The 11,828-nt window shown below is 66.6% G+C and carries 10 protein-coding genes; 4 read left to right on the forward strand and 6 right to left on the reverse strand.

Going from position 1 to position 11,828, the window contains the following annotated elements; translation table 11 throughout:
• Nucleotides 1-7 precede the first annotated feature (7 nt).
• From A5634_RS19645 to A5634_RS27595, 3 genes are all read left to right on the forward strand, one after another.
• Nucleotides 8-610 carry a DUF1707 SHOCT-like domain-containing protein gene (locus A5634_RS19645; RefSeq protein ID WP_065145697.1) on the forward strand — a complete coding sequence of 201 codons (603 nt, stop codon included), beginning with the start codon at nucleotides 8-10 and terminating at the stop codon, nucleotides 608-610.
• Nucleotides 611-680: 70 nt separating this feature from the next.
• Nucleotides 681-971 carry a WXG100 family type VII secretion target gene (locus A5634_RS19650; protein ID WP_253861767.1) on the forward strand — a complete coding sequence of 97 codons (291 nt, stop codon included), beginning with the start codon at nucleotides 681-683 and terminating at the stop codon, nucleotides 969-971.
• Nucleotides 968-2,596 (forward strand): alpha/beta hydrolase, encoded by a 1,629-nt coding sequence (locus A5634_RS27595; RefSeq protein ID WP_081290545.1) that lies wholly within the window; start codon nucleotides 968-970, stop codon nucleotides 2,594-2,596. The genes A5634_RS19650 and A5634_RS27595 overlap by 4 nt, the downstream gene beginning before the upstream one ends.
• A gap of 13 nt (nucleotides 2,597-2,609) precedes the next feature.
• On the opposite strand, the gene A5634_RS19660 is transcribed toward A5634_RS27595, so the two are convergent.
• The 6 genes from A5634_RS19660 to A5634_RS19685 all read right to left on the reverse strand — a co-directional run bounded on the left by A5634_RS19660 (nucleotide 2,610) and on the right by A5634_RS19685 (nucleotide 10,677).
• Nucleotides 2,610-4,586 carry a vWA domain-containing protein gene (locus A5634_RS19660; protein ID WP_065145698.1) on the reverse strand — a complete coding sequence of 659 codons (1,977 nt, stop codon included), beginning with the start codon at nucleotides 4,584-4,586 and terminating at the stop codon, nucleotides 2,610-2,612.
• A complete protein-coding gene (locus A5634_RS19665) occupies nucleotides 4,576-5,961 on the reverse strand; it encodes an ATP-binding protein (RefSeq protein ID WP_065145699.1) in 1,386 nt (461 codons plus the stop codon). The genes A5634_RS19660 and A5634_RS19665 overlap by 11 nt, the downstream gene beginning before the upstream one ends.
• Nucleotides 5,962-6,073: 112 nt before the next feature.
• A complete protein-coding gene (gene purH / locus A5634_RS19670; protein ID WP_065145700.1) occupies nucleotides 6,074-7,648 on the reverse strand; it encodes a bifunctional phosphoribosylaminoimidazolecarboxamide formyltransferase/IMP cyclohydrolase in 1,575 nt (524 codons plus the stop codon).
• A complete protein-coding gene (gene purN, locus A5634_RS19675; protein ID WP_065145701.1) occupies nucleotides 7,645-8,274 on the reverse strand; it encodes a phosphoribosylglycinamide formyltransferase in 630 nt (209 codons plus the stop codon). The genes purH and purN overlap by 4 nt, the downstream gene beginning before the upstream one ends.
• A gap of 9 nt (nucleotides 8,275-8,283) precedes the next feature.
• On the reverse strand, nucleotides 8,284-9,672 hold the full coding sequence (locus tag A5634_RS19680) for a cell division protein PerM (protein WP_437339991.1): 1,389 nt from the start codon (nucleotides 9,670-9,672) through the stop codon (nucleotides 8,284-8,286).
• Nucleotides 9,673-9,720: 48 nt separating this feature from the next.
• Nucleotides 9,721-10,677: a DUF5336 domain-containing protein gene (locus tag A5634_RS19685; RefSeq protein ID WP_065145702.1), complete on the reverse strand. Its 957-nt coding sequence runs from the start codon at nucleotides 10,675-10,677 to the stop codon at nucleotides 9,721-9,723.
• Nucleotides 10,678-10,853: 176 nt separating this feature from the next.
• On the opposite strand from A5634_RS19685, the gene A5634_RS19690 reads away from it, so the two are divergent.
• Nucleotides 10,854-11,696: an LLM class F420-dependent oxidoreductase gene (locus A5634_RS19690; RefSeq protein ID WP_065145703.1), complete on the forward strand. Its 843-nt coding sequence runs from the start codon at nucleotides 10,854-10,856 to the stop codon at nucleotides 11,694-11,696.
• Nucleotides 11,697-11,828 lie beyond the last annotated feature (132 nt).

An 11,828-nucleotide genomic window follows, 5' to 3' on the forward strand; every position in this document is an offset into this window, starting at 1 on the left:
GTGTGAGATGAGCAACCCAGCCCAGCGTGATGTTAAGGCCACGCGCGACGATCTGTCGCGCGCTGAGGACACCGATCGCATCCAAGTTGCCCAGTTGCTGGCCTATGCGGCCGAGCAGGGACGCCTCCAGCTCAACGAGTACGAAGACCGGCTAACCAAGGCCTACGCCGCGACCACTTACCGGGAACTCGACCAACTGCGGGCCGATCTACCCGGCACGGCCGTCAGCGCGCGCCGCGGCGGCAACTGCAACCCGGCGCCGTCCACGTTGCTGCTGGCCATCATGAGCGGGTTCCAACGACGCGGCCGATGGAACGTGCCCAAGAAGCTGACCGCCGTCACGTTCTGGGGTAGCGGAGTGATCGACCTGCGCTACGCCGACTTCACCTCGACCGAGGTCCAAATCAAGGCGTACTCGGTCATGGGCGCGCAGACCATCCTGCTGCCTCCCGAGGTCAACGTCGAAATCGACGGCCACGGGGTGATGGGCAACTTCGACCGCACGGTGGTAGGCGAAGGCTCAACGGGTGCACCCAGGGTGAAGATCGGGGGATTCTCGTTCTGGGGTGGCGTGGGCATCAAGCGCAAGGCCCGCAAGCCGCGAACCTGAGTCACTTCTATCCACACGGGCCACTCCAAGTGAGTGGCCCGTCGCATTTGTACGGTGCCAGACTGCCGCGGTGGCAGATGAGTTGCGGGCGAATCCTGACGTACTGTCCCACCTCGGCACCGAGCTGGCCGGCCATGGGCAATCGCTGTCCGAGCTGCAGCGGTCGTGTCACCGCGATGCCGACGACGCCCAGGCAGGGTGGGTTGGTTCGTCGGCGCACGCGCTGTCGGGGTTGTTGACGCTATGGGAGTCGGCTAGCGCCGGTCATGTCGCCCGCTTCGATCAGCATTCGAGCGGCATGCGGGTGGCGGCGGCCGTCTTCACCGAGCTGGACCAGAGCAACGCGGCCGCCCTGCGATGACGTTGCGCCTGGCCGACATTGACCACTGGGATCCCGTGACCATCCGGACCGTGTTCGACGCCGCGATCCGACGCGCCGACGGCACCCGCACCGCATCAGCCGCAATTACCGAGATGATGCGGCTTTGGACCTTCGGCGGTGACGCCGCCGCGGCGGCACACGCGGCAACCCAACGGACCACCCTCATGCTCGACGAGCACGCCGAGGCGTGCGAAGCCGTGGCACGCGCCGCCGAACAATCGGCCGAGGAGGTTGCCGCAATCAAGTGGCGGCTCAGGCTGATTCGGGATAGCGCACACGAGGCCCGGCTGGTCATCAACGACGAGACCGGTTTCGCATTGCCGCCATCGAATCTGTCCTCGTTTCCCGGTACGGAACAACAAAACATTCTGGTTGCCGCGGTCCAGCTGACCGAAAGCCTGCAGCGGTTGCTAGCCGATGCCGAACGCGCCGACGAGGACTTGGCCGCAGCGATCCGCGCCAGCGCTGGGGACTTGTCCGCCGCGCAAGTCGACACTCAACTCAGCCATCGGCCGCCGCTAACGCCGCAACTACCGAAACCCGACAGCGCTGCCGAAGAGGTGAGCGCTTGGTGGCGAGCACTCACTCCCGCTCAGCAGGACCGAGTCAAACAGTGGTTCCCCGACGCGGTGCGCAACCTCGACGGCATCCCCGGTGCTGTCCGCGACGAACTCAACAGGCCTGCGCTGCAACGTGAATTGGCTCGACTGCAGCAAGGCTGGATCGACTCCTATGGGTGGCACACCAACCCCAGCCATGTGGCGGACCTGACCGCGCTGCGTGACGTCCTGGCCGCAAACCCGGGAGCCGCTCTGCTGCTACTCGATACCACCACCAGCCGAAGCAAAGTGCTGTCGGCCGTCGCCGTCGGCGACGTCGACAACGCCGAACGAGTCGCCGTCACCGCGAGCGGACTGAACAGCCGGGTCAGTGCCAGTGTCGGGAAACTGGTGCAGCAAGCCGGTTTTCAACGTGATGCGGCGGCCGCGTTGCGGAGCAAGGCTGGCGTCGCCCGTCCTGAGGCGGTGGCTTCCGTCGCGTGGCTCGGGTACGACGCGCCAGACAGTTTGCGGGACGTGGTCCACGACTGGCAGGCACGTGACGGCGCTCGATCACTCAATCGCTTCTACCGTGGTTTGGCGGCGGCCAGCAACGTCGCCGACCAGCACATCGCGGCGTTCGGCCATTCCTACGGCTCGCTGACTACGAGCCTGGCTGTGCAACAGGGCGCCCCGGTGAGCGATGTCGTGCTGTACGGCTCGCCGGGCGCCGAGCTCACCGACGCTGCAGAACTCGGCGTGTGGCCCGGGCACGCCTACTTCATGGTCGGCGCCGACGACGTTGTCGCCGAATTGATTCCGGAGTTCGAAGCTTTCGGTGCCCCACCACAGGACGTCCCGGGCATGGCGGCGTTGTCCACCGAGACGGGGTATGCGCTCGGCGGCCGGTACGGTGACGGCCAGTTGCACGAGCGAGCCTACGGGCATTCCGAGTACGCCCGAATGGGAAGCAACGGGAAACTCCGGATGAGCGCCTACAACCTGGCGGTGGTGCTGGCCGGACTTCCCGCCGACCTGATCACACCGTGGATGGCGGGCCGCTAGAGCGCGAGCCAAATTACCTGCGGCGCCGCGACTTAAGGTAGTCGCCCACCACGGCGGCACCCAGCCCGTCGAGGTCGGGCACCACGACGCGTCCTTCGACGCGGCGGGCGATCTTATCCAAGAAGTTGGCCAGGCCGGGGTCGCTGCCGAGCCGGAAGATCGTGATCTGTGCGCCCAACCGTGCCATCTCGTCGAAACCTCGCACGGTGAAGGAAATGGTTCGCGGGTGCGGCGGGTAATCGAAAAACACCGAGGAGCCGTCGCCGTCGAAGTCCTCCAGGTGAGCCGTCGGCTCCCCGTCGGTCACCACCAACACGACAGGCTGCGCGTTGGGATGCCGGCGCAGATGACGTCCGGCCAGCGCCAGCGCGTGATGCAAATTGGTGCCCTGCTCGTAGACACCCTCCAGTCCGGTCAGCTCCGCCGCGGAAACGGTCCGGGCATAGCGTCCAAAAGCGATGATCTGCAACGCATCTGAGCGGAACCGGGTGGCCACCAGGTGATGCAGCGCCAGCGCGGTGCGCTTCATCGGCAGCCAGCGGTTCTCCATCACCATCGAGAACGAGGTGTCCACCAGCAGCGCAACCGCGGCCTGGGTGCGCATTTCGGTCTCGGAGACCTCGACGTCATCGACACTGATCCGCAGCGGACCATCCAGCGTGCGCGTGCCCGCCTGCCGCAGCACGGCATTGGTCAGCGTGCGGGAGATGTTCCACGGCTCGGTGTCACCGAACTGCCAGGGCCGGGTTGCACCGGTCAACTCCCCGGCGGCCCCCGCGCGGCGGTGGTCCCGTTCGCCGTGTCGGCTGGAAAGTTGTTGCGCCACATCGCGTAACGCCGTCTCACCCAGGCGCCGCATGGCCTTCGGAGACAGCCGCCACTTGCCGTCCGAACCGCGGTCCAGGAAGCCCTGGTTGACCAGTGCGCGTTCGAGCTCGGCCAGTGTTCGGGCGTCGACGGCGGCCTCGTCGCCGAGTTGGCGGGCCAGCGCGTCCAGATCGACGTCGTCCATGGTGGCGCCCGGATAAGCCTGGGAGAGCTGATCGGCCAGTTGTTCCAGCTCGCCGATGTCGGCCAGAGCCTGGGTGCCTTCCCCCATACCGAGCGGATTGTCGCCGGAGAACTGTTGCTCGCCGGTCCAGTCCTCACCGGGACGCGCAGCCTGCAGATGCGCGTCGAGCCGACCCAACGCCTGCATCAACGACGGTGATCCAAAGGCCTGCTGCGCCAACGCATCCAGCTCATCACGCTGTTCCTGGGACAGGCTGTTGCGGAAACGTTGCGCGGCCGCGGCGCGCTTAGCCAGCGAATCGAGCAGCTCCTCGATGTTTTGCGGATTTTCCGGGAAGAATTCGCCGTGCTTGTCCATGAACTCTTGAAAATCCTGCGGTGAGTCCTGGCCTTTAGCGTGCTTGTCCAGCAGATCATTCAAATCGTTCAACATCTCGTTGACACGCTGGCGATCTTCGTCGGTGGCGCCCTGCAGTGCCTCTTTCATGCCGGCGAAGCGTTGGTCGAGCATTTCGCGGCCAAGCAGATCCTTGATCTGCTCGTACTTCTGCCGGGCTTCGCCACTGCGCCAGTCATATTCGGAGAGTTCTTGAACCGCTTTGGCCGGCGACTGCGGCAGCGCCTGCAACTGCAGCTCGGAGAACCGGGCGTCGTCGTCCAAGGCTCTGGCCAGTTCTTTGCGCTCGGCCAGCACCGCCTCGTCCAGGAGCTTTTTGATCTCCTGCAAGGTCCCGTCTAAGTTGTTGCGGCGCAACAAATCTCGTCGCTTACGATTAGCTTCGGCGGCCAATCTATCTGCACCGCGCATGTTTTCGGTGCCACGCCGCAATAGCTCGGAGAGTGCGCGCCGCGGCGAGGTGCCCGCCATGACGTCCTGTCCGATCGCCTCGAGCGCCTCACGCAGGTCCACCGGCGGAGCCAGCGGATCGGGTCCGCCGGTATACGCCGAGTACCGCGATGAGTGCCCGCTACGAGCCATAGACCGTCTGCCCTTCCCCGGACACCTTGTCCACCCGCTTCGCCAGATACAACGCTTCGAGCGCCAACTCCAATGCCGCGGCCCGCTCACCTTCGGATTCGGCGCCCAGCTTCGCCGCGATCTTGTCCACGACCGGCAGCCCGGGCACAGCGGCCAGCACGTCCTTGGCCGACACCCGCTCGCCCGTCGTCACCGCGGAACCGCCTTCGACCGCCGATACCAGAGTGCCCACGTCGATGCCGCCCAGCACGCGGGAGGCGGTGTCGGCGGTCGAGCGCCGCAACAGATGTTCTAAAACAGCCTGTTCGCGGCCCTCTTCGCCGGACTCGAATTCCAACTTGCCGCGCAGCACGTCGATGATCGTGCCCAGGTCGACCACCCGAGCCACCGGGTCGGTCTCGCCCAGGATTGCGCCACGGTGCCGGGCGGCGGCAGCCACCGTCTCGGCTGCGGCGATGGCGAACCGCGCCGACACCCCGGAACGCTGGTCGACCGAACTGGACTCGCGCAGGTAGCGGGCGAACCGCGCGATCACCTGCAGCAGATAGTCGGGCACCTGCGCGCTCAGGTGTGCCTCCTGGGCGATGACGCCGATCTCTGCGCTGAGTTCGAGCGGGTAATGGGTGCGGATCTCGGCGCCGAAGCGGTCCTTGAGCGGGGTGATGATGCGGCCGCGGTTGGTGTAGTCCTCGGGGTTGGCGCTGGCGACCACCAGTACGTCCAGCGGCAGCCGCAACGTGTAGCCGCGGACCTGGATGTCGCGCTCTTCCATCACGTTGAGCATCGACACCTGAATGCGCTCGGCGAGGTCCGGCAGTTCGTTCACCGCGACGATCCCGCGGTGCGCACGCGGGATCAGGCCGTAGGCGATGGTCTCGGGATCGCCGAGGCTGCGGCCTTCGGCCACCTTGATCGGGTCGATGTCGCCGACCAGGTCGGCGACGCTGGTGTCGGGAGTCGCCAGCTTCTCGGTGTAACGCTCACTGCGGTGCTTCCAGGCGATCGGTAGGTCGTCCTGCAGCTGGGCTGCGCGGCGGATCCACTCCGGGGTGATCGGCGTGTAGGGGTGCTCGCCGAGTTCGGAGCCGTCGATCACCGGCGTCCACTCGTCGAGCAGTCCGGTCAGCGCGCGCAGCAATCGGGTCTTGCCCTGGCCGCGTTCGCCCAGCAGAACGAAGTCGTGCCCGGCGATCAAGGCCCGCTCCAACTGCGGGATCACGGTGTCGTCGAAACCGAGAATTCCGGGCCACACGTCGTCACCGTCGGCCAGCGCGGTCAGCAGATTCTCGCGGATTTCCTGCTTGACTCCGCGCTCGCGATGACCGGAGTCGCGCAGCTCGCCGAGGGTGCGGGGCAGATTGGTCGGTGAAGTCACCTCTCCACGCTACGACGCCGCGATTTCTTCCGCCGACGAGAGTGCGCTTCCCGACGCATTTCTCGCGTTTCGCGTCGTGAGTTTCACTCTCGGCGTAGCCGCGGGCGCTTGGTTAGTGCGCGAAGTGGCGGGCGCCGGTCAAGTACAGCGTGATCCCGGCCTTGGCGGCCGCGGCGGTCACCTCGTCGTCGCGCACCGACCCGCCCGGGTGCACGATCGCCTTGACCCCGGCGCCGGTCAGGGTTTCCAGTCCGTCGGGGAACGGGAAGAACGCGTCTGAGGCCCCGACTGCGCCCTTGACCCGGTCGCCACCGCGTGCATTACCTCTTTCAACGGCCAGCCGCGCCGCATCGACACGATTGACCTGGCCCATGCCAACGCCAATCGTGGCGCCGCCCGCGACGACGACGATCGCATTCGACTTGACCGCCCGGCACGCGCGCCAGGCGAAGACGAGATCGGTGAGGGTGGCCGCATCAGCGGGCTCGCCGGTGGCCAGCGTCCAGTTGGCCGGGTTGTCACCGGCGGCATCGAGTTGGTCGCGTTGCTGAATGAGCAGTCCGCCGCTGATCGGCCGCAACTCGTGCCCACCAACCAGCGGTTCCGACGCCACCAACACCCGGATGTTCTTCTTGCGGGTCAACGCTTCCACGGCACCCGGCGCATAGGCGGGCGCGACGATCACCTCGGTGAAGATGGTGCTGACATACTCCGCCATTTCGACGCTGACCTCGGTATTGGCCGCGATGACGCCGCCGAATGCACTCAGCGGGTCGCAGTCGTGGGCCTTGCGGTGGGCGTCGGCGACCGAGACATCGGAGATCGCGATGCCGCACGGGTTGGCGTGTTTGATGATCGCCACACAGGTCTGCTCATGGTCGAAGGCGGCCCGCCACGCCGCGTCCGCATCGGTGAAGTTGTTGTAGGACATCTCTTTTCCGTGCAACTGCTCGGCCTGCGCCAGACCCGGCCAGGCGGCCGGATCGGCGTAGAGCGCGGCCTGCTGATGCGGGTTCTCGCCGTAGCGCAGGGTCGCCTCGCGCCGCCAATTGCGTGCGAAGAAATGCGGGAATTCCTGCGCCGGCCCTTCGGGGGCCAACGTGGACTGCATCCAGGTGGCGACGGCGATGTCGTATTCGGCGGTGTGCTGAAAAGCCAACGACGCCAGCGTTTTGCGCTCGGCGAGGGTAAAGCCGCCGTCGCGCACCGCCGCCAACACACCGTCGTAGCCGCGCGGGTCGACGACGACGGCGACGCTGGGGTGGTTCTTTGCCGCGGCGCGCACCATCGACGGCCCACCGATGTCGATCTGCTCGACGCACTCGTCGACGCCAGCCCCGGATGCGACGGTCTGGGTGAACGGGTAGAGGTTGACCACGACGAGTTCGAATGCCTTGACTCCGAGCTCTTCCAGCGCCGCCTCATGCGCTGGTTTGCGTAGGTCGGCCAGCAGCCCGGCGTGCACTTTGGGGTGCAGCGTCTTGACGCGGCCGTCGAGCACCTCGGGGAACCCGGTGAGCTCCTCGACGCGGGTTACCGGAATCGCTTTGTCGGCAATGGTCTTGGCCGTCGAACCGGTCGAGACGATCTCGACGCCGGCCGCGGCCAGCCCCTGGGCGAGTTCGACCAACCCGGTCTTGTCGTACACGCTGATCAACGCCCGCCGGATCGGCTTCTTGTCGCTCATCCCAGCACAGCCTTTCGTTCAAATACCGTCACGCCGCGCGTCGCTATCGCGGCCACCACATCAACCAGGAGTTGTCGTTCTACGACCTTGATGCGTTCATGCAAGGTCTCTTCGTTGTCGCCGTCGAATACCTCGACGGGCCGTTGCGCCAGGATCGGACCGGTGTCCACGCCGGCATCCACCAGGTGCACAGTACAGCCGGTGACTTTTACCCCGTAGGTCAGCGCGTCGCGCACCCCATGCGCGCCGGGAAATGCCGGCAGCAGCGCCGGATGGGTGTTGAGGGTGCGTCCGCTGAACCGTGAAAGGAATTGCGGCCCAAGGATTCTCATGAACCCCGCGGATACCACCAGATCTGGGTGGTGCGCGTCGGTGGCCGCCGTGATCGCGGCATCCCAGGCCTCACGGCTGTCGTAATCTCCGACCCGGGCGGCGAAGACCGGGATCGCGGCGTCGGCAGCGATCTCGGTGGCCCGGCAAGCACGATCGACGCCGACTGCCACGACCCGCGCCGGGAAGTCGCCCTGGGCGGCCTCGAGCAGCGAATTCAACAGCGAACCGGTGCCGGATGCCAACACCACCAGTCGCGAAGGCGCACTCGGGGGCACACGGAGCGGTTCGGGCACGAAGCGAGCCTAGTGGGGCGGGTTGTCGGGTGAATCCCCTGTGGCTGGACCGTCCGCCTCGGGTTGCTCGGGTTCTTCGGAGGCGGGCTCGACGGTATCGTTCTCCTCGAGTATGACGTCGTCGTCGAAGCGCCCCAGCACCGGCTCTTCCTGATCGGGTTCCGCCGGCTTAGGGCGCGACCGTCGCAGCGCAGGACGCCGGAACCGGACGCCACCGGTCATCAGCACGGTGAGCGCACCGACTGTGGTGAACCAGAAAAGCACACCGAGAAACAACGCGCTGTGGTCGACGCCGACGTCGCCGAAGTTTCCCAACTTGCCGCTCCCGCCGTAGCCGAGCAACGTCATCGCCGACGCCCCCAGCACGGCCGCGACCAGCAATTTGGCCAGGGCCGCAACAGGCGGCAGCGGTCGTCGGGCGCACTGCTGCCCGACCGCCACCCCGGACGACGCACCGATGATCAGCAGCGCAACCCAGACCGGTCCCAACGGTGGGGTCGGGGCCGCGGCCAGGATCGGTAACGCCGGCACATCACCACCGAAGACGGTAAAAGAGCTGAACGTCGCGAAACCGATGTGGGCGCTGGACCCGACCGCGACAGCAGAGGCGCCCACGATCACGTTGGGCGTGTACAACACCGACAGCGCGGTGAGATTGAACTGGCCCCAGATGGATTCGGTGATCGCGTAGAGGTCCTGCATGGTCGCCCAGTGCACCACCAGCGATCCCGCGGTCACGATGCCGGAAAGTCCCAGCAAGGCCAGGACCCCGGCGGTGGCGGCACGCAGCGAATCGCCGAACCAATTCGGCAGCGGCGAAGACGCCACGGTGCGCCGGCCTACCCGCGACCAAACCCCGATCGCGGCGCCGATCAGGTGCACCACCAGCACGCTGGTGAAGGCGCGCAGCGCGCTGGGCGTCTGCAATTCGGTGAGCACCGACGACGCGTCGTGGATGACCGCCAGAGCGATCGCCGTCATCAGCAACGGTCCGCCCAGCGCCGAGGCGACGACCCAGCGCACAACCAGCCACGACGAGTACGGCGAAGTGGCCCGGGCCGTAGTCCGCGCGGTCCCCCACACCATCAACAGCACCGGCAGCAGCGGCATCACGCCCAACTCGCGTCCGCCGATCGAGATAGGCACCTGGTGCACGCCCAGCCACATGCTGGCTATGGCACCCAGCGCGCCGGTCATGTCGCTATTGGCGATCAGCAACTGCAGGAGCGTGACCGCGGCGATGACGACCAGCGCCACCACGGCCGGTGCGAACGCGACCCGGACCAGGTCACGCGCCTGGCGGGCTCCCGCTGTCCGGTCTTGCCCGCTTCCGGATCCTCTTCCAGGTCCTCTTTCAGGGCGTCTTTCGGGGCCCCTGTCCCAGCGGCTTTCCGACACCCGTGTCACTCTTCGCGCACGGGCCCGACTAGGCGCGACAGCGCACGGTTAAACCGGCGCTGAACCAGGCGCCGACTGCTGGCCCTGGCCGTAGGACTGCTGCTGACCTCCGGCCTGGTTGCCGTAGTTGACCGGGGCCGACCCGCCCTGGGAGCCGGTGCCGGCGCTGACCGCGGGCGGTGGGCTGAAGCTCGGGAAACCGGTCGGCGGGGTGTGGGTGGACTGTCCCTGCTGAGACTGAGGTTGAGACTGTCCCTGCTGAGGCTGGGACTGGGGCTGGGACTGTGGCACCACCTGGGTGGGCGATTGAGACGCGAACCCGCCCGACGACGGGTTGGACGAGTAGCCGCCGCCGTACTGCGAGCCGTAACCGGACTGGCCAGGGTTCTGCGCGGGCTGCTGGGCATTGGGCTGACCGTAGTACCCGCCCGGCTGACCGCCGTACTGCCCGTACTGGCCGTATTGCCCGTATCCACCGAACGGGTCGTACTTGGGACGCGGCGTGGGCGCGGTGATAACGCCAGCGTCCAGGAGCAGCGCGCCCACGGCGGCCACCGCCTGAAACACGAGGCACACCAGAACGATCCACAGTGCCCACCCGGCCGAGAACGAATCGGGCTTGTTGAAGATCACGTAGATAATCAAGAGCACACTGAGCACCGAAAGCACCGCGACGACCGGTAGGTAGCTCTTGGCTTTGGGCAGCAAGCTGACACCGGCCAGCAAGGCGGCCAGGACAGCGATGGGAATCGCGTATCCAGCGTCCGCGGAAATCTCGCTGCCGAGCCCGCTGACTTCCGACTTATAGGTGAGCATCGGCCCGAAACTGAAGAAGTAGGCCAACAGGCCCAGCGACGCGACCGCGATAGTCAGGTACAGCCCCAACTTGCTTTCGCCGGGCTCGCTCTGCGCGGCAGCGGGTGCGGTACCGGTGGGACCGTAGGACCCGGACGGTGGTTGTTGCTGTGCTGGCGGATAGCCGGGGCTACCGGGCGAGTAGGTCATAAGTCCTCCTGTTGCTTCCGGTGCCGCTTACTTGCTGCAGTGGCGCCATGGTGCTGCGGTGCTTCTGCGCCGACTTTCGATCAACCACGCTAGCGCACGTTTCCCAACAAATGCTGTTGGCCGCCCACCCCGGGGGGCGCCCGCAGGCAAAAGTAGAACACGTTCTAAATTGGGGCATGGACTACGGGCTTGTTCTGTTCACCAGCGACCGGGGCATTTCCCCCGCGTCTGCCGCCAAACTCGCCGACGAGCACGGCTTTCATACGTTCTACGTGCCAGAACACACGCACATTCCGATCAAGCGCGAGGCGGCCCACCCCACCACCGGTGACGCGTCGTTGCCCGACGACCGCTATATGCGCACGTTGGACCCCTGGGTGAGCCTCGGCGCGGCGTGCGCGGTGACCTCGCGCGTCCGCTTGTCCACGGCCGTGGCGCTGCCGGTGGAGCACGATCCGATCACGTTGGCCAAAAGTATTGCCACGCTGGACCATCTGTCCGGCGGGCGGGTAAGCCTCGGCGTCGGATTCGGTTGGAACACCGACGAACTTGCCGACCACAATGTGCCGCCGGGTCGGCGTCGCACCATGCTGCGCGAATACCTCGAGGCAATGCGGGCGCTGTGGACGCAGGAAGAGGCCGAATATGACGGCGAGTTCGTCAAGTTCGGACCGAGTTGGGCGTGGCCCAAGCCCGTTCAGCCACACATCCCCGTCCTGGTGGGTGCGGCGGGCACCGAGAAGAACTTCAAATGGATCGCGCGCAGCGCCGACGGCTGGATCACCACACCGCGCGACTTCGACATCGACGCGCCCGTGAAGTTGTTGCAGGACACCTGGGCAGCGGCCGGCCGCGATGGTGCACCGCAGATCGTGGCGCTCGATTTCAAGCCGGACGCGGAGAAGTTGGCGCGTTGGGCCGATCTCGGTGTGACGGAGGTGCTCTTCGGGCTGCCGGACAGGTCCGTTGAAGAAGTCGCCGCGTATGTGCAGCGGCTGGCGGGCAAGCTGGGCATTTAGGTTTTCGCGCGCTTCGGCCCGCTCGGCCCGCTCGGACCGCCCGACCGCTCGCTGGCCGCTTCGGGCCGTCATCAACGCCACCTCGCCCGGCCTGCCCGCCGTCGGGATCATCACCGGAGGCTTGCCGCGCCG

This window comes from Mycobacterium asiaticum (assembly GCF_001673365.1).
Taxonomy (GTDB): Bacteria; Actinomycetota; Actinomycetes; order Mycobacteriales; family Mycobacteriaceae; genus Mycobacterium; species Mycobacterium asiaticum_A.

Excerpts from the sequence above, each read along its gene's own strand:
- A5634_RS19645 (WP_065145697.1), top strand. The coding sequence starts at position 8 with ATGAGCAACCCAGCCCAGCGTGATGTTAAGGCCACGCGCGACGATCTG.
- A5634_RS27595 (WP_081290545.1), top strand. The coding sequence starts at position 968 with ATGACGTTGCGCCTGGCCGACATTGACCACTGGGATCCCGTGACCATC.
- A5634_RS19660 (WP_065145698.1), bottom strand. The coding sequence starts at position 4,586 with ATGGCTCGTAGCGGGCACTCATCGCGGTACTCGGCGTATACCGGCGGA.
- purH (WP_065145700.1), bottom strand. The coding sequence starts at position 7,648 with ATGAGCGACAAGAAGCCGATCCGGCGGGCGTTGATCAGCGTGTACGAC.
- A5634_RS19685 (WP_065145702.1), bottom strand. The coding sequence starts at position 10,677 with ATGACCTACTCGCCCGGTAGCCCCGGCTATCCGCCAGCACAGCAACAA.
- A5634_RS19690 (WP_065145703.1), top strand. The coding sequence starts at position 10,854 with ATGGACTACGGGCTTGTTCTGTTCACCAGCGACCGGGGCATTTCCCCC.